This window comes from Bacillus sp. BSL6 (genome assembly GCF_052928345.1).
Genome location: NZ_JAVGCW010000001.1, coordinates 456,180 through 479,773, shown reverse-complemented (window position 1 = coordinate 479,773; position 23,594 = coordinate 456,180). Strand labels below are relative to the sequence as shown.

Sequence of the window (23,594 nt, the reverse complement as noted above, 5' to 3'; positions counted from 1 at the left end):
TAAAAAAGAGAAGCTCCTAAGGAGCTTCTCTTTTTTAGTTTAGAGTTTGAACAAGTACTGGTTTCCAGCCTTCATTGTCTACCCAATCAATATTTACATAATATCTTTTACCTGTTTGTTTATCTTGTACGTTACCGTAAGCTTTATTCTTACCGTTATTTCCGATTCGATGAATAATTAATTGCTCTACTGGAACATCAATTGCAGCCGAAATCGCTTGATTCATCTCATTCCAATCTGCTGTACCTTTTTTAAACGTCATCGCAGGTGTTGCACCTTGCTCTGTTCCTACTGGCTTCCAAGAAGACTTCGTATAAGCGTCAGTTGCCTTTGGCTGTGTTTTTTCAGCTGGTACTTTCTCGTTAGCTTTCGCTTCTTCTTCAGCTTTTTTCTGTTCTTCTTCAGCCTTTAGCTTCTCTTCTTCTTCTTTCTTCTTAGCCTCTGTTTTCTCTTGTTCATTCTTCTTCGTCTCTTCTTTGCCTTTAGCTTTCTCAGACTTATTCTCTTTCGTTGTTTGCTGAGACACCTTTTTATCGCTAGAAGACGCTTGCTCTTTCGTATCAGGAACAAACAATTGATATGCTACAATAGCTACTGCTACTAGTACAATAGCGATTGCAATATTTAAAACACCGTTTTGACGACGTTTTTGTTGTTTCTGTTGGAATCTAGATCCTCCTGCCATTCTTCAAACCTCCATGCAGTTTTTCATACTTGCTATTGTAACATTAAATCTAGAAAGGTTGAACATTTACAATAATATTTTCACGAAATGAAAACATTTCACTATGAATTGCAAGATTACTTTTCATTCTCTAATCGATAGATTGATTCTACGATTGCTTTAAAAATAGGTGTAACTGCATTTACATTGCTATTCGTTTCTATATCCACGACAACTAAAGCATATCTTGGATTTTCATATGGAAAATAACCTGCAAACCAACGATTCTCTTTCGTTCCTTTTCCTGTTTGTGCTGTCCCAGATTTTCCAGCAACGCTTAATGGTAATGAACTAAATGCTGCTCCTGTACCTTTCTCCGTTGTTACAACGCTCCTTAATAACTGTTGTAATGTTTTCACTGTTTCATATGAAAGCTGTTTCCCACCTAATGTATGGTCTTCAAATGTATAAAAATCCGTTCCATTTTTGTATATTATTTTTTCAACAGCTTTCACTTCCATCTTTTCTCCACCTCTAGCAATCGTCGCCATCATATTTGCAATCGCTAGAGGTGACATGCGTACATCTTTCTGTCCAATTGCTGTTTGCGCTACCGCCTTTTTACTATTCTTATTTCCTTCACTCCGCCAAATCGTAGCACTCTTCTCCTCTGGCATTTGTTCAAAATGAGTTGTATGAAATACAGAACCTCTCCATCCAACCTTATCAGCGCCTCCTAAAGCCGCTACATAAGTTTCTAACACCATCCTATCCTTTTGTATTAACTCGTTGCCTAACTCTGAAAATGTCCTGTTACAACTTCTAGCAAAGCTCTCTTTAAAACTAAGTGTACCCATCATAACTTTTGGGTGGTCTTCACCATATAAATCTTTATTACAATTAAATGCGCGATTAAAAACATTTTTATTTTGATCAATCACTGCCGCTGCAACTATTGTTTTAAAAACAGAACCGGGAAAATGTGGTGTTAACATTTGATTTTCAAGTGTAGTTTTATATAAACTCTCATCTTTCACCTGTACAGATGGTTTGCTGACCATCGCTAAAATTTCATTTTTCTTTACATCAAGTAGCACTACTCCTCCCTTCTTTATTTCACTTGCTTCAACTACTTCTTCTGCTTTCTTCTGTAACTCGTTATGTAAAGTAGTTTGAATCGTCACTGGATAAAATGGATTTCCAGGTGATGTATATTTCGCTTGTTTTCCAAAAATCGGTTCTCCTTGCCGGTCCACTTGATACAATACTTTTGCCTCTCCATCAGTCAAAAGAAATTCATCAAATGATTGCTGCAATCCTGAAATGCCAATCGGTGTTTGTTTTGAAATTTTTCTTACTTCTCCGTACCGTTTTTGAAATTCTCGTTCATTCTCACCCACATTGCCAATTAAATGATTCATCACGCTAGTTTGCCGCAAACGAACTTCAGCTGCTACAATGCCTAATATATTTAATTGATTCACCTTCTCCATCTGCTCTCGTGCCAAGCGAAATGGTCCATTTCCTCTTTGCATAATAAATGCACTTTTCTTATCTTTCATTTGACTTTCAATCTCTTGTCTCGACATACCAATGATATGCGCAATCTTCTCTAACATGTCATTTTTTATTTGTAGAAAGGGAAAAATAATTAAAACAGGATACTTTTTCTCACCTATTTCCTGACCATTACGATCTATAAAATGGCCTCGTCCATCATCTAACGTAATGGATTGCGTCCGCTGTGTAACACTTTTTTCAATTAAATTAATCTTACGATCCGTAAATGATTCCGTATCGATAATTTGTATTTGAATTAAACGACAAAGTAATATAAACATGACACATATAAAACAAATTAAAACAATTGTAATTCTCCGTTTTATTTTCATAAAAAAACACCTCGTCTATTATAGTTTGGACGGAGTGTTTCATCTTTTATACAAATAAAAAAATCACTCGCTTTTACACGAGTGATTTTTAATTATTTTACAGAGATAATCTCTACTTGCATTTCTCCACCTGGTGTTTGGATTGCTACCTTCTCACCAATTTGCTTACCTAATAAGCTTTTCGCGATTGGAGAATCGTTAGAAATTCTTCCTTCAAATGGATCTGCTTCCGCACTACCTACGATTGTGTAAGCTTCTTCATCTCCATTTGGTAATTCTTTAAATGTTACTGTCTTACCTAATGTAACAACAGTAGATTCTTCGCCATTATCTGTGATGATAACTGCGTTACGGATCATGTTTTCTAATTGTGTAATACGTCCTTCTACGAACGCTTGCTCATCTTTCGCTGCATCATACTCAGAGTTCTCAGAAAGATCTCCGAAGCTACGTGCAATCTTAATGCGCTCTACAACTTCTTTACGTTTTACCGTTTTTAAATCTTCAAGTTCGTTCTCTAGCTTTTGCTTACCCTCTTGCGTCATAGGGTATGTTTTTTCTGTTGCCATATTTTCCACTCCTTTTATATACCAATCCCCCGAAAAAAGAGGAGTTCCATATGAAAACTCCCCCGCTTATATGTAAAGCGGAGGTTTCTAGCACGCCTGTACTAGCGGAGTTGTCACATACAACCCCGTATTCCCAATTCTTCTTTATATAAAGAAGATATGTATGGAAAGTTGATATAAATATGCCCTCACCTATATATAGATGAGGTTGCATGTTTCATTGTATTCGATAGGAAGGGAAAAAATCCCTTCCTACCGTATATCTTTTACTATGCTATTACAAATTTACTTTTTGTTCAAGAATTGTTGCAATTTTTGTAACCATAATATCAATTGCAACGTGGTTTTGTCCACCTTCAGGGATAATAATATCCGCAAATTTCTTAGAAGGCTCAATAAATTGATTGTGCATTGGACGTACAACATTTACATATTGATCAATAACTGAATCCATCGTACGACCACGTTCTTTAATATCACGCTGCATGCGGCGTAAAATACGAAGGTCAGCATCTGTATCAACGAATAACTTAATGTCCATTAACTCACAAAGACGTGGGTCTTCTAAAATAAGAATTCCTTCTAAAATGATTACATCTTTCGGCTCAACTGGAATAATTTCATCTGAACGCGTATGCAATGTATAGTCATATACAGGTTTCTCTACTTGTTTATATGCAAGCAACTGCTGCAAATGTTCAATTAACAAATCATTATCAAACGCTAATGGATGATCATAATTTGTTTTTAAACGCTCTTCCATTGGTAAATGGCTTTGATCTTTGTAATAATAATCTTGCTCTAAGATTAAAATGGAATGACCTTTAAAATGGTCAAAAATCGCTTTCGTTACACTTGTCTTACCTGACCCTGAACCACCAGCAATTCCAATTACAACAGGCTTATTCGTCCCCATTCGACTATCACTCTTTCTTATTGAAGTATGCTTTTGCGCATCATATTATTCACATACACTGGTTGATCCACTTTGAATTTCACGATTTGCAACGGATGTCTCGCTGCATCTAATTCGTTTCCATCCTCATCCCAAATTTTCTCCACCGTTTGCGTAAAGTTTTCTATTTCTGGCCCAAAGAACTCCACTTCATGTCCTGGTTTGAAATGATTACGTTGCTCAATCGTTACGATGCCCGTTTCTTCATTATAATCTAACACTAAACCAGCGAAATCATACGTTGTTTTCTTACTATGATTTCCAAACATTTGCTCTTGATGTCCTGGAACCCCTTCAAAGAATGCAGGAGCTGTATCACGATTTGCACATTTATCAAGCTCATCTAACCATTCTTGTTTAAACTCAAAGTTATCAGGATCCGCACAATATGCATCAATTACTTTACGGTATACTGTCGCTACAGTAGCTACGTAATGGATTGATTTCATACGTCCTTCAACTTTTAAGCTATCAATTCCAATTTCAATCATTTTCGGAATTGATAAAATTAAATTTAAGTCTTTTGGACTCATTGCAAAGTGAGCATCTTCTTCTTGGAATAGAGGAAGCTCTTTCGCATCTTTATGTTGTGATACTGTTTGAACTAAATCATAATCCCAGCGACAAGATTGACAACAACCACCACGGTTAGAGTCACGCGCTGTCATATGGTTACTTAGCGTACATCTTCCTGAATATGCGATACACATTGCACCATGGACGAATGCTTCAATTTCAATATCCACTTTTTCTTTAATCTCTTTCATTTCTTCATAGCTTGCTTCACGAGCTAATACAAGACGATGTAAACCTTCCTCTTTCCAATACTGTGCTGCTTTCCAGTTGGATAGTGATTGCTGTGTGCTTAAATGCACCTCAACAGAAGGCGCTACACGTTTACAAGTCTCAATGATAAGCGGATCAGCAACGATAATTCCCGTTACGCCAGCTTTTTCAATCCCTTTTAAATATTCCTCTAGCCCGTCCATATTTTCATTATGTGCAAAGATATTTGTTGTTACATATATTTTCGCTCCATATTTCTTTGCAAATTCCACACCTTCTGCCATTTCTTCCAGTGTAAAGTTACCTGCATTCGAACGAAGACCAAATTCTTGTCCACCTAAATATACAGCATCTGCCCCGTAATGGATAGCTACTTTTAATTTTTCTAAGTTACCCGCAGGGATTAACAGTTCAGGTTTCTTCACAATAACGCGTTTGCCATCGATCACTCGTGAAATTTCTTGTACAGTCATTTCCTACACCCTCCTCGTTTAGTAAACCGTCTCTTTAAAGAAGAATCCTGTATCTAACGGACGATTCACCGGTTGCATTTCTTCTATCTCTTTATATAAGTCGTCTTTCACGTCGTAATACGCATCACGATCTTCTACACATAAATCAATTGCTTTACGATATTTCTTCGTTACCTCAATAATGTATGCAGAGCTTTTTAGTACACCATCAACTTTTAAGCTATCAATTTCAGCATCAATTAGCTCTTCTAACTCATCGATGAAACAAATATCGTTTGGACTCATAATGTGAGTACCATTTTCATCTTCATAAATTGGATATTTATTGTTACGCTCTGGGTCATATAAGAACATATTCTCTTCATATTTTTTCTTTTCAATGTCAAGATGACGTCCTTGATACTCAAAGTAGTTTCCTACTAATGAACGCTTCGATTGGAACATACAAGTCATACCGTGAATTTGTACTTCAAGTTCCACTTCAGCATTTTCTTTTAATTCAACAATTTCATCTAAGCTAAGCTCGCGAGCTAATACAGCACGTTTTGCTCCTCTTTGTCCCCAGTAGTTACAAGTAAACCAGTTTGTTGCTGTTGTTTCTGTATTCCAGTGCAATTGCATATTTGGCGCTACTTCGCGAACCGCCATTAATACTGCTGGATCTCCGAAAACAATTGCATCTACATGTACTTCGTTTAAAAATGCAACATAGTCTGTTAATTCTTCTACTTTATCGTTGTGGAACATAGCGTTCATTGCTACGTATACTTTTACACCATTTTCATGTGCAATCTTCACAGCTTGTTTCACATCTTCACGTGAAAATTCCCCTGCTAAACGTAAACCAAACTTTTGCTCACCGATCATTACCGCATCTGCTCCTGCTTTCGCAAGAGGTTCGATATCCGCCACTGCTTTTGGTGTTACTAACAATTCTGGTTTCTTCATACCTTGGTCACCCTTTCTTTTTACTAACAGCTACTCCATCACCAATTGGGAAAATCGTTGTATCATATCCTTCATGGTTCATAAGCCATTCATTGTACGTCTTAATACGACGGATTAAACCACGTGTACGCCTGTTTTCAATTTTCTCTTTTGTCGTTACAAGGCCATGGTACATAACATTATCTGAAATAATTACGCCACCAGGATTTAATAATGGTTCATATAAATCAAAAAAGCGACGATATTGTCCTTTTGCTGCATCAATAAAAATAACGTCAAATGTTCCATGTTCTTCTACTTGCTCGCCTGTTTCTAACGCATCACCATAAATAACGGAAATACGCTCTTTAACTGGTGAACGTTCTATATATTCAAGTGCTTTTTCATATCGATCGCGATTGCGCTCAACTGTCACAATGCGAGAATTTGGAATAGCTTGCATCATACGAATGCTAGAATAGCCAATTGCTGTACCAAGCTCTAAAATACTCTTCGGTCCAATTAAACGTAAAAATTGCAACATAAATTCCATTCCAAGTCGATCCATAATTGGCACATGATTTTCTTTCGCATAGTCTTCCATTTCAAGAATTAATTTATCTTTCGGATCAATAAATGATAATAGGTACTCGTTAACTGCATCCTCCATAATGGTCCTCCTTATTTACATGGAGAAGTGCCTCTATGACGTCTTTTCACACATAGAATGCAATAAAAATACAAGCCAGCTTTACCCTTAGCTTGTACGTCCCGTTTTGATATTAAAAACGATTCTTCTGCCAGTTTTTAACCCGATATATTTTACCACAAAAAAGAGGGATGTGCGACCTTTTTCGCTATCCCTCCCCATTTCACTGCTTTTTCGTAATATATTTTTGCTTTAATGCATTATGCTCTTCCAATGTTTTCGCATAATACACTTCACCAGTTGGTGCAGCTAAGAAATAATAATACTCTGTTTGCGCAGGTTCTAACGCCGCTTCCACCGAATGTTTGCCAGAGTTTGCAATCGGACCGACAGGCAATCCTTTCACAACATACGTATTGTACGGTGAGTTAACCTTTAAATCTTCGTATAACACACGTTGTTTATGCTTTCCAAGTGCATATAATACCGTCGGATCAGTTTGCAGTGGCATGCCTTTTGCTAAACGATTATAAAAGACACTAGAGATCTTTTGACGATCTGTAAAGCCTGTTGCCTCTTCTTCAATAAGTGAAGAAAATGTTAAAAGCTGGTGAACATCCCAGTTTTTCGCTTTCATTTTTGCCTCGTTTTGAACAATGATTGCATTCGTTTTTTCAAGCATTGGAATTACAACTTCTTCTAACGTCGTATCTTTTTTATAGAAAGAGTACGTCGCAGGATATAAATAACCTTCTAATGGATATTTAATATTGCTATCAAAGATTTTATCGGTTAACAACTTTGGATACTTTTGCTGCATTTTTTGAATAAATGCTTTATCGTTTAATTGACGTACGACATCATCTTTATTCCACTTTAATTCGTTTGCAACCGTTTCTGCAATTTCAGTTACTTGTGCTCCTTCTTTTATCGTCACTTTATAAAGAGCTGGACGATGTACATTACCAGATGACATTTGCTCCATTACATCTTTCGCACTCATTGAAGGATTTAATAAATATGTACCCGCTTGTAAATTTTTAGATTTAGCCTTTGTATAAAAACTAAAAACTGTACCGTTTTTCACAGCACCTTTTTCTTCTAAAATCTCACCAATTTTACTAGTAGATGATCCCTTTGGAATTTCTACTTCAATCTCTTTTTTATTCCCGCTATCAACTGGTCCTAATGCGGATGAAATATACGCATAGACTGAACCACAAACTAAAAGCAGTGCAATAATCGAAAATAAAAAAATGCGTCTACGCTTCTTTTTCACTTGATTCTCTATCAAAACTCTTCCTCCTTATTCAATTGTAGGCCATATGTACATCTTTCTATACAACATGATGAAAAATCACAATAAACTTACCTATCATTTTTGACAGATATTTTATTTTTCTACAATCCGTCTCATTATACTACAAAGGATTACGCAGTTTCGACAAAAAAATCTTTCATTTTACATATAAAAAAAGGTGGACGATATATCGTCCACCTTTTCAGTACTTATTATTCAGCTTCTTGCTCATCAGCTAGAGTGTTGAACATTTCTTGTACCATTTCCCACTCTTCTTCAGATTCGATTGGAAGTAAAGTTCCGCCCTCTTCTTCATTTTGCTCATAAGCCATTGCATCATAAATTTGGTCTCCATCTTCGTCTACTTCACCGATTGGAGAGAAGACTACGTATGATTTTTTGCCAAATTTTTCAGCGTCAAAAGTGAAAATAATTTCACATAAATGTTCGTTACCTTTTTCGTCTACAATTGTAATTTGATTTTCTTCCATTTTGGTCACCTCTTATTTACTATCTAAAAATCCTTGTAAGATTACGACTGCAGCCATCTTATCAATTACTTGCTTTCGCTTCTTACGGCTTACATCGGCTGAAATGAGTAGACGTTCCGCTGCCATCGTTGACAAACGCTCGTCCCACATTACAACGTCTAATTGTAACAGCTCTCGTAGGTTTTCTGCAAATTGTTGGCATGCTTCACCACGCGGGCCAATTGTACCATTCATATTTTTAGGTAAACCTACTACTATCTTGTCCACATCATACTGTTTTACTAACTCAGAAATGCGGTCAAAACCAAATTGACCTCGTTCTTCGTTAATCTTGATTGTTTCAAGCCCTTGCGCTGTCCAGCCCATTTCGTCACTAATTGCAACTCCGACTGTTTTTGTACCTACATCTAAACCTAATATCCGCATAAATTACTCCTCACGATGATGTTTCAAGTAAGACTTCACAAGCTCTTCAATTAATTCATCACGTTCAAGCTTGCGAATGATGCTTCGTGCATCTTTATGGCGAGGTATGTATGCTGGGTCTCCACTTAATAAATAACCGACGATTTGGTTAATCGGATTATAGCCTTTTTCTTGAAGTGCATCATACACAGTTAAAAGTACATCATTTACATGGACACTCTGTTTTTCATCTTGAATGCTAAACTTCATTGTTTTATCAAAACCGTCCATTTCAAGCACCTCACTTATATAGTAAGTATAGGGAGAAGAACTTCTCCTCTCCCTACCATTGTACACTACTATCTCTTTATTTTGAAACAGATTTAACGTACTCTTGTACAAATGCTAAAGCTTCCTCAACTTGCGCTGGGTTTTTACCGCCCGCTTGTGCCATATCAGGACGGCCGCCACCGCCACCGCCACAACGAGAAGCTACTTCTTTCACAAGTTTACCAGCATGGTATCCTTGGCTAATTAAATCTTTCGTTACGCCAGCTAAGATGTTTACTTTATCATCATTTACAGATGCTAATACGACAACTGCAGATTCTAATTTATTTTTCAGGTCATCCATCATCGTACGTAAGTTGTTCATATCTGCAACATTTACTTTTGCCGCTAATACGTTCACGCCATCAACTGTCATTACTGAATCAGTTAAGTTTCCAGCTTCAATATTGCTTAATTTTGCTGCAAGAGATTCGTTTTCTTTTTGTAGTTGTTTTACTTCAGCGAATAAACCATCTACTCTTGTTAAAATATCTTTCGGATTTGTTTTCATTTTTCCAGCTGCTTCTTTTAATAAACCTACTTGATCGTTCATTAATTCATAAGCAGACTTACCAGTTACTGCTTCAATACGACGAGTTCCTGCACCGATACCTGACTCAGCAACGATTTTGAAAATACCGATAGAAGCTGTGTTATCAACGTGACAACCACCGCAAAGCTCTAAGCTATAATCGCCAACTTGTACAACGCGTACAACATCACCATATTTTTCACCGAATAATGCCATTGCGCCCATTTCTTTCGCTTCTTCGATTGCTTTTTGAGAAATCTCAACATCAATACTTTCCCAAATTTTCTCGTTTACAATACGCTCAATTTTTTCTAATTCGTCAGCTTGTACTTGACCGAAGTGAGAGAAGTCAAAGCGTAAACGTTCAGAAGTTACAAGAGAACCCGCTTGGTTAACGTGCGTTCCAAGTACATCTTTTAATGCTTGGTGTAGTAAGTGAGTTGCTGTATGGTTTTTCACAACACTACTACGGTTTTTCGTATCGATAATAGCTTTTACAGCTGCATCTTTCGTTAACGTACCTTCTTCCACAACAACTTTGTGCAAGTTTTGGCCGTTTGGTGCCTTTTGTACGTCTTTTACAAGAACTTTCACGCCATCAGCAAGAAGGTAACCACGGTCTGCAATTTGTCCACCGCTCTCAGCATAGAATGGTGTTACATCAAGCATTAATTGTCCTTCTTCACCAACTTGTAAGCTGTCTGTGTATTCACCGTTTTTCACAAGTGCAACAACGTTACTTTCTGTTGCAACTGTACCGTAACCAACGAACTCGCTCGCTACTTTCACTTCTCCAAGGACACCGCCTTGAACTTGCATAGAATCAACATCTTGACGAGCAGCACGTGCGCGCTCACGTTGTTTTTCCATTTCATTTTCAAAGCCTTCATGATCAACTGTCATACCAGCTTCTTCTGCATATTCTTCTGTTAATTCAATTGGGAAGCCGTATGTGTCATATAGACGGAACGCATCTACTCCAGAAATAACAGTTGTTTTTTCTTCTTTAGCTTTTGCGATAACTTCAGCTAAAATTGCTTCCCCATCATGAAGTGTTTCATGGAAACGCTCTTCTTCATTTTTCACAACTTTTGCGATGAAATCTTTCTTTTCAAGTACTTCTGGATAGAAGTCTTTCATTACTTCTCCAACAACCGGTACTAATTCAAACATGAACGGACGGTTAATGTTTAATTTCTTAGAGTAACGAACAGCACGGCGTAATAAACGACGTAACACATAACCACGGCCTTCGTTAGATGGAAGAGCACCGTCACCAACAGCGAATGTTACTGTACGGATATGGTCAGCGATTACTTTAAACGCCATATCTTTTTCTAAGTCACCATTACGATATTTCTCGCCAGAGATTGTTTCTGTTGCACCAATCATTGGCATGAATAAGTCTGTGTCAAAGTTTGTAGGCACATCTTGAACGATAGATGTCATACGCTCTAGACCCATCCCTGTATCAATGTTTTTCTTAGGAAGTGGTGTATATGAACCGTCTGGATTATGGTTAAATTGAGAGAATACAAGGTTCCATACTTCTAAGTAACGCTCGTTTTCTCCGCCTGGATATAATTCTGGGTCACTAAAGTCATTACCGTAAGCTTCTCCGCGGTCATAGAAAATCTCTGTATTCGGTCCACTTGGTCCTTCACCGATATCCCAGAAGTTTTCTTCTAAACGGATAATACGCTCTTTTGGAACACCCATTTTCTCATTCCAAATTGTGAATGCTTCTTCATCTTCTGGATGAATTGTAACGGATAGTAATTCTTTATCGAATCCAATCCATTTGTCGCTCGTTAAAAATTCCCAAGCCCAAGTAATTGCCTCTTCTTTGAAGTAATCGCCGATTGAGAAGTTCCCTAACATTTCAAAGAATGTATGGTGACGAGCTGTTTTCCCTACGTTTTCAATATCGTTTGTACGAATTGATTTTTGAGCATTTGTAATACGTGGATTTTGCGGGATTACACGTCCATCAAAATATTTTTTTAATGTTGCTACACCACTGTTAATCCATAGAAGAGATGGATCTTCATGTGGAACTAGTGATGCACTAGGTTCTACTGCATGTCCTTTTTCTTGGAAAAAGTCTAAAAACATTTGACGAATTTGTGCGCCTGTTAGTTGTTTCATTGTATTTTCCTCCTTAAATATAAAAAACTCCCGCCCCTATAAAAGGGACGAGAGTTAACTCGCGATACCACCCTAATTATGAATTGATTACTATAACAATCAATTCATCACCTCATGGTGCCGTAACGTGGCAAGACGGCAGTGATTAGCTGCTCTCAGGATTAGCTTTCTGTTACCCTTCATTTAAAGCTTCTTTCAGCCATATGGAAGCTTCTCTCTATAAATGGACTGTAACGTACTTGTTCCATCATTGATTTAATGTATTATATGACTAAATATAATAGAATTCTCTTAAGTTTGTCAATGTAGATAATCATTTATATTATATCAATTACTTATTAATCATAGCTATTCTACTATTCATTCTTAACAGCCTTTTCATATATTATGCATGTATTAACAAATTGTACTACTCCCACGTACTTTTCTGAATATTTTATTTTTGTTATAATTAAATTATTAATAATAAAGGAGCGATTATAATGACGACCTTATTGAACAAAGCTACAAATATGTTAACGACTGATGAAACAATATTGTTTTACGTAGCCTGTTCACTAGACATATTTATTTATCGTTCCGTCGCAAGGCCAGGATTGCTAATTTTAACAGACAAACGGCTCTTCTTTTATGGACCAGATGTAAGTAAGAACCCTTTATTTGAAGAGTACGCTTTCGCGAAAATTTCAAATTTAAAAAAGCAAAAGTGGCTTTTCAGCAATCAAATTGTATTTATGTACGATAATGAATGGAAAAAAATAAAACATATTCAAACAAATGATGTAAGCTCTCTCCTTCAAAAAATAAATGAGCAACTCTCTAAATAATGATAGCCCTCTACTTTTATAAGTAGAGGGCCTTCCTATTACACATCTTCTTTTTTCCAAAGAGGCCTTACATGAACGATTACTGTACGAATGACCGCTAAAATAGGAACTGATATTAATAACCCTACAATTCCTGCCACTTCTCCCCCAACTAATAATGCAAGCATAATAATAACAGGATGCATGCGAAGCGACTTACCAACGATATAAGGGGATAAAATGTTACTTTCTACGAATTGCAAAATAGCAATCGTAATCCCCGCTTTAATGAGTAAACTTGTTGATACCGTTGCTGCAATCATCAACGCTGGAATCGCTCCTAAAATAGGGCCAAAGTATGGGATTATATCTGTTATCCCGATGATGATGCCAAGTAATAATGGATATTTCATACCGATAAACCAAAAAGAAAGAACCGATACTCCTCCTAATACTAAACAAACGAATAACTGTCCGCGAATATAACTTCCGAGTGACTTATCAATTTCTTTCGCCAACATTTGCCCCGTACTACGCCACTTACTCGGGACTAGTTTCCAAAAGATATGATAAAACTCGCCGTAATCTTTTAATATGTAAAATACAATGAACGGAATTAAGAAAATAATGAGTAACGAATCTAGTACACCACGAGCTGTGCTCATCACTTTATTTAAAAGCGCTTGTATCTTCGTCTCTACTCCGACAAAAATTTGTTTCACCTTTTCATGAATAAATGACGGGAAATTCGCTGTTTGTTCTGTAACACCATCCATCCACGAATCATACATCTTTGTAAACTGCGGGAATTGTTCATTGATTTCTTGTAATTGCTTAATCACAACCGGAGTTCCTTTGTAAATTCCATAACCAATTCCACCAAAGAAAAGGATGTAAATAAGCAAAATAGCGAGTGTGCGCGGCATCCCTTCCTTATGAATTTTTTCAATTAAAGGATGCAATAAATACGCAATAAAACATGCAATAAGAAACGGTGTAATGGCCACTTTACATACAAAAATAATCGGTGCCCATAGCGGCTTAATTTTTAAAAAGACGAGCAAACAAAGAAAGACAAGTAACAATAATCCTAAACGGTATATCCAAATGATTTTAAGATTCTTCACACGAAAAACCTCCTCCACCTTTATTGTGAAAATAAATAGGGTAGGTTATGTGCAAAAGTTTTAAAATCTTTTTGTGCAGACCATACTGTTTTGTAAAGACGTACATATACATAACGTAACAAGGACAACCACCCCTGAGAATGCAGCATGAAACAATATAATCAGGAGGGCTCATAATGGTTTTATTTATGCTCATATTATCTGCACTTTTTATGATTCTTGAATGGATTTGTATCGGGTTTGGTATTTGGAAAGGCTTCTTTGTTCGTTCCTCACGAAAAGAAAAAGCGAAGCAATTATTTCATTACGGAATGCTTGGCGTTGGATGTTACGGCCTATCTTATCTCTTCTCTGAAATTGGACTTTTATATTTGCATACAAGTGCATAAAAAAACTCCCTTATCATGAAGGGAGTTTTTTACGCTTATAAATAAGATTTAATCATCTTACGTGCTTTTTTCATATTGCGTTTTGAAAATACATCTTGTTTGCGAACATATTGATATGCTGCCGCTCCAACACCTAATGCGATTAATGAATTGCGTAGATTCAAAGTAAATCCCCCTTTTCGTTATCCGATCGTTCTTTCATTCTCATCAAATAAATCATCAAGAGAGCTTAGTGAACCATCTTCTTCTACTTGATGCGTATGGATTTTCCCCTTTGAAACCGATAATTCGATATAACAATTCCAGCAATAAAATTGGTTGACACCTATTTTTCCAATGTCTTTCCCTTTGCAATTTGGACAAATAAACATATGGCGTTCATCTCCTTACAGTCTCCCGGATTCTATTCGCCATTATGTCCAAACTGCATTCATTTATACATTGCTGGATCCTTTCAACGTTATACGTTTGAAAGTTTCACTATATAATTTCACCTTGTTACATGAAATCATACGGTGAAATGTTTTCCACGTCCATTTCTTCGCCATTAACCGTTACCATCTGTACTTCTCCTTGTGATTCTTGCAAGCGGCTAGCTAAAGTCGTTTGACGCATTGCATCATCAAGGCGATTTACACCAGACTGAAAAGCAGCTTCCTCCCCGCAAATAATAAGGAACTTCTTACTTCTTGTAATACCAGTATAAATTAAATTACGACGTAACATACGATTATAACTTTTCACTATCGGCATAATCACAATCGGAAACTCACTACCTTGCGATTTATGAATGGAACAGCAATAAGCATGTGTAATTTGATTTAAATCTGGTTTTGTATATGTTACCTCAATTCCATCAAATGAAACGATAATCATATCTTGTTGCTCAACGTTTTCTTTCGCATAAAACACCGAAACAATTTCGCCGATATCACCATTAAATACTTGGCTCTCCGGCTGATTAACGAGTTGTAAAACTTTATCGCCTCTTCGGTATACAACATCACCGTAAGCAATTTCTTTACTCTTTTCTCTTTTCGGATTAAACACTTCTTGCAACGCTTCGTTTAGTACATTAATACCAGCCGGTCCACGATACATCGGGGCCAATACTTGTACATCTCTTGCGCTAAACCCTTTTGTCTTAGCGTTTTCGCAAACCTTCTTAACAACCTCAACAATTTGAGCTCCTGTGCAGCCGATAAATGAACGATCTTTTTGATTTTGCGCTAAATCTGGTGGGAGCGTTCCATTTTTTATCGCATGGGCAAGTTGAATCACTGATGAACCTTCCGCTTGACGATAAATTTCAGTAAGCTTTACTGTTGGAACTGCACCTGCATTTAATAAATCTTTCAATACTTGCCCAGGTCCTACAGATGGTAATTGATCTTCATCGCCTACAACGATAACTTGAATGTTAGTCGGCAATGACTTAAACAGCTGATTTGCAAGCCAAATATCAACCATTGAAAATTCATCAATAATGAGTAATTTCCCTTGTACCGGATCTGTTTCATTACGCTGGAAAGACCCTTCTGGCGTCCATCCAAGTAAACGGTGAATTGTGCAAGCTGGAAGCCCTGTTGATTCACTCATTCGCTTCGCTGCTCTTCCTGTTGGAGCTGTTAATAGTATCGGAAATGGATTATCATCACTATATTCATTCGGATTTAACGATAGCCCGTGAAGTGACGCATACATTTCAACAATTCCTTTAATAACTGTTGTTTTTCCCGTTCCTGGTCCACCCGTCAATAACATCATCGGTTTATGAAGTGCCGTTTGAATTGCTTCTTGCTGAAGCGGTGCATACTGTACGTTCAATTGTTCTTCAATTTCACCTAACGTCTTTAACACTTCTGCTTCAGGAAATGAAGGTGTTTCTTCCTGATTCATGAGCCTGCGAATAGACTTTACAACACCTTTTTCAGAATAGAATAACGATGCCAAATATACTCGCTCTTCTTCGATGATGACTTTCCCTTCACTTTGCATCATTTCAATACAGCTTATAATGTCTTCCTCTGTCACTCTTCCTTCTTGATTATTTAAAAGTGACATCGTTTCTCTCATAAGTTGATCTTTTCTCATATAAACGTGACCAAGTTGTAATGATACATTCTCTAACGTATAAAAACATCCCGCGCGTACACGATCATCATGATTACCCGATATACCTAACGCACGTCCGATATCATCCGCTCTTCCAAATCCAATCCCATCCACTTCTTCAATAAGCTGATATGGGTTATTCCGAATCACTTCTAATGTCATCTCTTTATACTGCTGATAAATCTTAATAGAAAGCTTCGTTCCAAAACCGTAACCATTTAAAAAACTCATTACTTTCTCTAATCCTTGATGTTCAACAATTGTCTCATATATTTCTTGCGCTTTTTGTTTGTTAACAACACCGTTTAAAGCCTCAGGATCATCCATAATTTTAGAAATAGCATGTTCCCCTAGATGGTCCACAATTTTTTCAGCTGTACGTTTTCCTATCCCTTTAAATAAATCACTCGCTAAATATTGCACCATACCTGCTTTTGTTTGCGGCAATTCTTTCTTAAACGTTTCAACTAAATATTGTTTCCCATACTTCGGATGGTCTTTAAAATGTCCTGTCAACGTAAACACTTCATCTTCATGCATGCGGGGAAAATGACCGTTTATCATCACTTTTTTTTCGTCGTACGTTTCATTCGTTTCAATGACTTTCATACTGACAACGGAATAGAGGTTTTCTTCGTTGTGGAAAATGGTATGAAGAACTTGCGCTTTTATAAACTTTTTCTCTTCCTCAAACAAATCCATTGCATGTTGATTTCCCATCTTTCCTCTCCTTTCCGGTTTCGTTTCACTTTAATGAGCAGTACATCCCCCACCTCTTTAGATGAGGGATAACTACCCATTAAACAATATTTTTCTTATTCAGCTTCTTGCTCTAATAAACGAACACCATTACCAGCTAAAAAGTGATCTGGCTGAATTTCAGTTGCTTTCTTAAATAAAGCAAGAGCCTTCTCGTTATTTTCTTCAAACACGTACGCAACACCTAAATTATAATACGCATCCGCGTGCTCTTCATCCATTTCTAATACCTTTTCAAAATAAGGTTTCGCCTCTTGAATATGTTCTAATCGTGCAAAACAAAGTCCGCACTGGAACACAGCTTCTACATCGTTTTCATCTAATTCTGTTGCTCTTTGTAAAAACGGCAGTGCTAGACGATCATTTCCAAGTTGCACATGCGTAATACCTAGCATAAATGTTACATCAGCTGATTGTAATCCAGCTTGCATCGCTTGTTCAAATACAGCTTTCGCCTCTGCAAATTGCTCTTGACCGTAATATACGTTCCCTAATCCATAATAAGCAGCCGCAGATTTATCATCTAACTCTAATGCACGTTTATAAAATAAAATTGCTCTCTCACTGTCACCTAATACATCTAATAAGTTTGCAAAATTAATATACCCAAGCGCATCTTTCGGATTTTCTTCGATTGCTTCTGTGAAATTTTTAGCAGCTTCTTCCCAGTTTCCTTCTTGCATATATTGAATACCTGTTTCAAGTTTGTTTGACATGTCCTTCACCTCTACAACAAATTATAACAAAGAATGTATTTTCCAAGCGAACGAAAATTCGCCTTATGTAAAAGAAACCTCTAACCGCGAATCGGCAGAGGCTTCTCGTTTTATCCTAAATAATCCAGTTTCTTACCGCTACGGTACACTTCATCAATTGTAGCACCGCCTAAGCACTCATCTCCATCATAGAAAACAACTGCTTGTCCTGGTGTAATTGCACGAATTGGCTCGTCACAAAGAATACGAACTGTATTTTCATCAACGATTTGAACCGTTACTTTATTGTCTTCTTGACGATAACGGAATTTCGCTGTGCACTTAAATTCTTTTTCTTTCGCTTCATTACTTACCCAGCCAACATTGGTAGCAATAACTTCGTCGCCATATAGAAGTTCGTTATGGAATCCTTGATCAACATATAAAATGTTTTCTTTCAAGTTTTTCCCAACAGCAAACCACGGATCACCGTTACCGCCAATACCAAGACCATGACGTTGTCCAATTGTATAGTACATTAAACCGTCATGCCTTCCTTTCACTTCACCAGATAATGTTTGCATCACACCTGGTTGTGCTGGTAAATAGTTACTTAAGAAATCTTTAAAGTTACGCTCACCAATGAAGCAAATACCAGTACTATCTTTCTTCGCCGCTGTCGCTAAACCAGCTTCTTTCGCCATTTCACGAATTTGTGGTTTCTTCAGTTCACCAAGCGGGAACATTGTTTTTGATAATTGCTCTTGGCTTAATTGATTTAAGAAATACGTTTGGTCTTTATTGTCATCAACGCCGCGAAGCATTTTATATTCGCCGTCCATATAAGCAACGCGTGCATAATGACCTGTCGCTACATAATCAGCACCAAGCGCAATGGCATGCTCTAAAAATGCTTTAAATTTAATTTCTTTGTTACACATTACATCTGGGTTTGGTGTACGACCAGCTCGGTATTCATCTAAGAAGTACGTAAATACTTTATCCCAGTATTGTTTTTCAAAGTTTACTGCATAATACGGAATACCAATTTGGTTACACACTTCAATTACATCATTGTAATCTTCTGTTGCTGTGCAGACACCATTCTCATCTGTATCATCCCAGTTTTTCATAAAAATTCCGATTACATCATAACCTTGCTCTTTTAATAAAAGAGCCGCCACAGATGAATCAACGCCACCGGACATCCCGATGACAACACGTGTTTCGTGAGGTAGTTTGTTCATCATGTCACCTCCCATGCTAATTTTGTGTTAATCGCTTCACGATTTTCACTGTTTCGTACGCCGCTTTCTCAATTTGCTCTTTCGTATTTCCAAGTCCGAAACTAAAGCGTACGGATGAACGTATTTGATCGGAGTCTTTTCCGAACATCGCCACTAATACATGTGATGGATCAATCGAACCAGCTGTACACGCCGAACCACTTGATACTGCAATGCCAGCTAAGTCTAAGTTCACAAGAAACGGTTCAATGTTCATTCCTGTAAAACTAATATTAAGCACATGTGGTAAGCGATATTCTAAGTTTCCGTTTACCTCGAAAGTAATGTCTTCATTTTGGAAGACAGATACCATTATATCTTTAAACTCTTCATATTGGGCATTTTTTTGCTCACGAGTTTTTTCAGCTAGCAAAATTGCATGTTGTAAACCAACAATACTTGGCACATTTTCAGTACCAGCACGGCGTTTTCTTTCCTGCTCTCCGCCTATTAATAACGGTTCAAATTTCACATTTGCACCAGCGTATAAGAACCCGACACCTTTTGGTCCGTTAATTTTATGAGCTGAGATCGATAATAAATCAATACCAAACTCTTTCACATTAATTTCTACTAGACCGTAAGCTTGTACCGCATCTGTATGGAAATAAGCTTGATGCTCTTTTAGCAGCTTACCTATTTCTGCAATTGGTTGCATCGTCCCAACTTCATTATTCCCAAACATAACAGATACAAGAATCGTCTCTTCTGTCAATGCCTTTTGTATGTCAGAAACTTGAACGCGTCCTGTTTCATCAACAGGTAAATATGTCACTTCAAACCCTTCACGCTCTAACAGTTCACACGTATGCAAAATTGCATGATGTTCAATTTGCGTCGTTATAATATGGTTACCTTTATGACGGTTCGCACGCGCTACACCGATAAGTGCTAAATTATCAGCTTCTGTACCACCGCTCGTAAATATAATTTCATTCGGATTCGCATGAATGCTACGTGCACATGCGCGTCTCGCCTCATCTACTGCATGGCGCGTTTGACGTCCATAAAAGTGAATACTAGACGGGTTTCCGAATGTTTCTGTCATATATGGAATCATCTTTTCGACCACTTCTGGGTGAGTCGGAGATGTCGCAGCATGATCTAAGTAAATGCGTTCCATTAAATCTCCTTCTTTCCAAATCGTTTCACAAGGAATTAAATGTAAAACATATAGCCCCCGTGATTTTCTTCCTCATAACGTACTAAATCTTCTAACGTTGTACTATCTAACACTTCTTGCACCGCATCACGAACACGCATCCATAATTGGCGTTGCGCTGGCTCTTCTTCTTCTATCATTTCTACAACACTAATCGGACCCTCTAATACACGGATTACATCCCCAGCTGTAATGTTAGCCGGCTGATCTGATAATACATATCCGCCATATGCCCCGCGTGTACTCTTTACTAGACGCGCGTTACGAAGTGGTGAAATTAATTGCTCTAAGTAATGCTCAGATAAGTCATGTGCCTGCGCAATTGATTTTAATGAAATCGGACCTTCACCAAACTTTTTTGCAAGATCGATCATAATTGTTAAGCCGTAGCGGCCTTTCGTTGAAATCTTCATCTATTTTGCACCTCTTTTCAAATTTTCACTTCTATTGGTTATATCTTATTTATAAAAGAACACAATTTAAAATCCTATGAAATTATAGCATAATATAGTATTATAAGAAATTTCAACTTGTGTATCAAAATGATAACATAAAATCACATTGAAAAACTCGGAAATTATTACAATTGAAAGAAAAATGAAAATATTCATATTCATTTTTCCCACAAAACAGCATCCTATTTCAAATTCCACTAAAAAAAATGATACGATAGAAAGAGATTATACATTAAGGGAGACGGTAAATATGAAACAACCACTCGCACATCGAATGCGCCCTACAAATATTCAAGAAATTATCGGACAACAACATTTAGTTGGCGAAGGAAAAATTTTATGGCGAATGGTCCAAGCGAATCATTTTCAATCTATGATTTTATATGGCCCTCCAGGCACTGGAAAGACATCTATCGCGAGCGCAATTGCCGGAAGTACCGGAACCCCTTTTCGCCTATTAAACGCTGTTACTCATAATAAAAAAGATATGGAAGTTGTCGTACAAGAGGCAAAGATGCATCGACACCTCGTTTTAATTTTAGATGAAGTACACCGTCTAGATAAAGCAAAACAGGATTTTTTATTACCCCATTTAGAAAGTGGACTCCTTACTTTAATTGGTGCAACGACGAGTAATCCGTTCCATGCTATTAATTCTGCTATTCGAAGTCGTTGTCAAATCTTCGAATTACATGCATTAACAGAAGATGATCTTTTAATTGGCTTAAAACGAGCACTTGAAGATAAAGAAAAAGGTCTTGGGGAATACGATGTAACTGTTACGCCTGAAGCATTACATCACTTCGCAAATGCATCAGGCGGAGATATGCGTTCCGCTTATAATGCACTGGAACTAGCTGTTTTATCTAGCTTTACAACTGATGATAAAGCTGCGGAAATTACGCTAGAAATCGCCGAAGAATGCTTACAAAAAAAGAGCTTCGTTCATGACAAAGGCGGAGATGCTCATTATGACGTATTATCGGCATTTCAAAAATCGGTGCGCGGAAGTGATGTAAATGCAGCACTTCACTATTTAGCACGTCTTATTGAAGCTGGTGACCTACAAAGCATCGGTAGACGTCTTCTTATTATGGCATATGAAGATATTGGACTTGCTAGCCCGCAAGCTGGACCACGTACGCTAGCAGCTATAGAATCAGCGGAACGAGTTGGATTCCCAGAAGCACGCATACCACTTGCAAATGCTGTTATCGAGCTTTGCTTATCACCCAAATCGAACTCAGCTTATAAAGCACTTGATGCTGCATTACACGATTTACGTAACGGTCAAACAGGAGACATTCCAAGTCATTTAAAAGATAGTCATTATAAAGGCGCAGAGGCACTTGGAAGAGGCATTGGATACTTATACCCACACGACCAACCAAATGGCTGGGTACAACAACAATACTTACCTGATAAAATAAAAAACAAACAATATTATAAACCGAAAACGACAGGGAAATTTGAACAAGCACTTTCTACTGTATATGAAAGATTACAAAGTTCGAATAAAACGAAAAATAAAGGGTAACATAAGCGAAAACGTCACCATTATGGAGGCTTCGCTTATGAAAACACGTCAAGATGCATGGACAAAAGAAGACGATCTCCTTTTAGCCGAAACTGTTTTACGGCATATTCGCAGCGGCAGTACACAAATAAAAGCATTCGATGAAGTCGGCGATGCTTTAAACCGGACTTCCGCAGCTTGCGGATTTAGATGGAATGCTGAAGTGAGACCGAACTACGAAGATGCGGTGCAACTTGCAAAAAAACAACGGAAAGAATTAAAGCGCTCTGAAGCTAAAATAGAAAAAGAGCATTTCACGAAAACGAAACAACTCGTAATCGATGCTGAGTTTTCAGAAGATATTGCGCCAAGTAAACAAGAACTTACAATGCAAAATGTCATCTCGTTTTTGCAAAACTTAGAGCATACCAACCCTTCACTCACAAAGTTACAAACTGAAAATGATGTACTACAAACTCAGCTCACTTCCTTGCAAAAAACGAATGATGAGCTTGAAACTAAATTAGCCGCACTCACAAAAAAACAACAAGCAATCGAAGAAGATTACGCAATGCTCGTTAGAATTATGGACCGTGCTCGAAAACTTGTTTCAGTTGAAGAACAAGAAGAGCAAATTGCTCCGATTTTCAAAACAGATCAAAATGGAAACTTAGATATTATTTATTCTGCAGAGAATTAAAAAAGATGTCACCTAGCCCAATTTTCCGGCTAAGTGACATCCTTTTTTTGTCTCTTCGGTGGATAGCATATTGGTAAATGAAATTATATCGACGATTTTTCGAATATATCTATCGTAACTTACAATATATCAAAGATTTTTTAATTATATCGACTATTCGACAAGGAACATCGATTTACCGACAAATGTTGACAAAATAAGTCGATTTGTTATAAAAATAAATACTTAAGATTAATTGGATATTTTTCACTTAAATGTTAATATGAACATATACGATCGAAGGGAGATGATTGCTATTTCATTAATAGTCTTCAAAATAACGCTTGGCATTCTCGTCCTAATATTAGGTCTTTTTACCATTCATAGTTTAAAAAAGACGTCAGCTTATAAATCGAACAAATATGATTATTTTTTATTAGGATTACTTACACTTGAAGTATTAGTATTGCAAATATCAGCAGTT

General features: G+C 37.2%; 24 protein-coding genes and 1 other annotated feature. Of the genes, 4 read left to right on the top strand and 20 right to left on the bottom strand.

All coding sequences use genetic code 11. From position 1 onward, the window contains the following. Positions 1-34: 34 nt before the first annotated feature. The 12 genes from RCJ96_RS02640 to alaS all read right to left on the bottom strand — a co-directional run bounded on the left by RCJ96_RS02640 (position 35) and on the right by alaS (position 12,121). Positions 35-685: a YrrS family protein gene (locus RCJ96_RS02640; RefSeq protein ID WP_074607716.1), complete on the bottom strand. Its 651-nt coding sequence runs from the start codon at positions 683-685 to the stop codon at positions 35-37. A gap of 116 nt (positions 686-801) precedes the next feature. Next, the gene (locus RCJ96_RS02635; protein ID WP_316149193.1) at positions 802-2,556 is read right to left on the bottom strand and encodes a peptidoglycan D,D-transpeptidase FtsI family protein; all 1,755 of its coding nucleotides are present in this window, start codon (positions 2,554-2,556) and stop codon (positions 802-804) included. Positions 2,557-2,648: 92 nt separating this feature from the next. Continuing rightward, complete coding sequence (greA, locus tag RCJ96_RS02630) at positions 2,649-3,125, bottom strand: transcription elongation factor GreA (protein ID WP_000179966.1); 477 nt, start codon at positions 3,123-3,125, stop codon at positions 2,649-2,651. Between the two features lie 277 nt (positions 3,126-3,402). After that, entirely contained in the window at positions 3,403-4,041 is a 639-nt protein-coding gene (gene udk / locus RCJ96_RS02625; protein WP_000537087.1) for a uridine kinase, read from the bottom strand. A 17-nt stretch (positions 4,042-4,058) separates the two neighbouring features. Continuing rightward, positions 4,059-5,339, bottom strand: a complete 1,281-nt coding sequence (locus RCJ96_RS02620) for a peptidase U32 family protein (protein ID WP_000217969.1) — start codon at positions 5,337-5,339, stop codon at positions 4,059-4,061. 18 nt (positions 5,340-5,357) lie between these two features. Beyond that, positions 5,358-6,287 (bottom strand): peptidase U32 family protein, encoded by a 930-nt coding sequence (locus RCJ96_RS02615; protein ID WP_000742781.1) that lies wholly within the window; start codon positions 6,285-6,287, stop codon positions 5,358-5,360. A 7-nt stretch (positions 6,288-6,294) separates the two neighbouring features. Beyond that, positions 6,295-6,936, bottom strand: coding sequence for an O-methyltransferase (locus RCJ96_RS02610; RefSeq protein WP_000389089.1), 642 nt, complete (start codon positions 6,934-6,936; stop codon positions 6,295-6,297). Between the two features lie 202 nt (positions 6,937-7,138). Further along, positions 7,139-8,209, bottom strand: coding sequence for an endolytic transglycosylase MltG (gene mltG / locus RCJ96_RS02605; RefSeq protein WP_074607712.1), 1,071 nt, complete (start codon positions 8,207-8,209; stop codon positions 7,139-7,141). Positions 8,210-8,427: 218 nt separating this feature from the next. Next, positions 8,428-8,706 carry a DUF1292 domain-containing protein gene (locus tag RCJ96_RS02600; RefSeq protein ID WP_000392247.1) on the bottom strand — a complete coding sequence of 93 codons (279 nt, stop codon included), beginning with the start codon at positions 8,704-8,706 and terminating at the stop codon, positions 8,428-8,430. 12 nt (positions 8,707-8,718) lie between these two features. Next, a complete protein-coding gene (gene ruvX / locus RCJ96_RS02595; protein WP_001221197.1) occupies positions 8,719-9,132 on the bottom strand; it encodes a Holliday junction resolvase RuvX in 414 nt (137 codons plus the stop codon). A gap of 3 nt (positions 9,133-9,135) precedes the next feature. After that, positions 9,136-9,402, bottom strand: coding sequence for an IreB family regulatory phosphoprotein (locus RCJ96_RS02590; RefSeq protein ID WP_000348590.1), 267 nt, complete (start codon positions 9,400-9,402; stop codon positions 9,136-9,138). 76 nt (positions 9,403-9,478) lie between these two features. After that, positions 9,479-12,121 (bottom strand): alanine--tRNA ligase, encoded by a 2,643-nt coding sequence (gene alaS, locus RCJ96_RS02585; RefSeq protein WP_000811836.1) that lies wholly within the window; start codon positions 12,119-12,121, stop codon positions 9,479-9,481. 40 nt (positions 12,122-12,161) lie between these two features. Continuing rightward, positions 12,162-12,381: a binding site (T-box leader), on the bottom strand. Between the two features lie 222 nt (positions 12,382-12,603). Here alaS and RCJ96_RS02580 point away from each other — a divergent pair. After that, positions 12,604-12,948, top strand: a complete 345-nt coding sequence (locus RCJ96_RS02580; protein ID WP_316149186.1) for a PH domain-containing protein — start codon at positions 12,604-12,606, stop codon at positions 12,946-12,948. Positions 12,949-12,986: 38 nt separating this feature from the next. Here the strand turns inward: RCJ96_RS02580 and RCJ96_RS02575 are convergent, their stop codons facing one another. Beyond that, complete coding sequence (locus RCJ96_RS02575; RefSeq protein ID WP_000793117.1) at positions 12,987-14,054, bottom strand: AI-2E family transporter; 1,068 nt, start codon at positions 14,052-14,054, stop codon at positions 12,987-12,989. A 176-nt stretch (positions 14,055-14,230) separates the two neighbouring features. Between RCJ96_RS02575 and RCJ96_RS02570 the strand changes: the two genes are divergently transcribed. After that, positions 14,231-14,443 (top strand): hypothetical protein, encoded by a 213-nt coding sequence (locus RCJ96_RS02570; protein ID WP_000242545.1) that lies wholly within the window; start codon positions 14,231-14,233, stop codon positions 14,441-14,443. 35 nt (positions 14,444-14,478) lie between these two features. Here the strand turns inward: RCJ96_RS02570 and RCJ96_RS02565 are convergent, their stop codons facing one another. From RCJ96_RS02565 to cymR, 7 genes are all read right to left on the bottom strand, one after another. Then, a complete protein-coding gene (locus RCJ96_RS02565) occupies positions 14,479-14,607 on the bottom strand; it encodes a YrzQ family protein (protein ID WP_446699719.1) in 129 nt (42 codons plus the stop codon). Between the two features lie 18 nt (positions 14,608-14,625). Next, entirely contained in the window at positions 14,626-14,814 is a 189-nt protein-coding gene (locus tag RCJ96_RS02560) for a hypothetical protein (protein ID WP_000469281.1), read from the bottom strand. Between the two features lie 127 nt (positions 14,815-14,941). Further along, entirely contained in the window at positions 14,942-17,278 is a 2,337-nt protein-coding gene (recD2, locus tag RCJ96_RS02555; RefSeq protein WP_074607709.1) for an SF1B family DNA helicase RecD2, read from the bottom strand. 95 nt (positions 17,279-17,373) lie between these two features. Next, a complete protein-coding gene (locus tag RCJ96_RS02550; RefSeq protein WP_000066395.1) occupies positions 17,374-18,033 on the bottom strand; it encodes a tetratricopeptide repeat protein in 660 nt (219 codons plus the stop codon). Between the two features lie 110 nt (positions 18,034-18,143). Further along, positions 18,144-19,259 (bottom strand): tRNA 2-thiouridine(34) synthase MnmA, encoded by a 1,116-nt coding sequence (mnmA, locus tag RCJ96_RS02545; protein WP_316149181.1) that lies wholly within the window; start codon positions 19,257-19,259, stop codon positions 18,144-18,146. Between the two features lie 16 nt (positions 19,260-19,275). Then, the gene (locus RCJ96_RS02540; RefSeq protein ID WP_000439909.1) at positions 19,276-20,421 is read right to left on the bottom strand and encodes a cysteine desulfurase family protein; all 1,146 of its coding nucleotides are present in this window, start codon (positions 20,419-20,421) and stop codon (positions 19,276-19,278) included. A gap of 35 nt (positions 20,422-20,456) precedes the next feature. Continuing rightward, positions 20,457-20,873, bottom strand: a complete 417-nt coding sequence (gene cymR, locus RCJ96_RS02535; RefSeq protein ID WP_000704116.1) for a cysteine metabolism transcriptional regulator CymR — start codon at positions 20,871-20,873, stop codon at positions 20,457-20,459. A gap of 292 nt (positions 20,874-21,165) precedes the next feature. Between cymR and RCJ96_RS02530 the strand changes: the two genes are divergently transcribed. Both RCJ96_RS02530 and RCJ96_RS02525 read left to right on the top strand, forming a co-directional pair. Further along, on the top strand, positions 21,166-22,452 hold the full coding sequence (locus RCJ96_RS02530) for a replication-associated recombination protein A (RefSeq protein WP_000812935.1): 1,287 nt from the start codon (positions 21,166-21,168) through the stop codon (positions 22,450-22,452). 37 nt (positions 22,453-22,489) lie between these two features. Next, a complete protein-coding gene (locus tag RCJ96_RS02525) occupies positions 22,490-23,131 on the top strand; it encodes an RsfA family transcriptional regulator (protein WP_316149179.1) in 642 nt (213 codons plus the stop codon). Positions 23,132-23,594 lie beyond the last annotated feature (463 nt).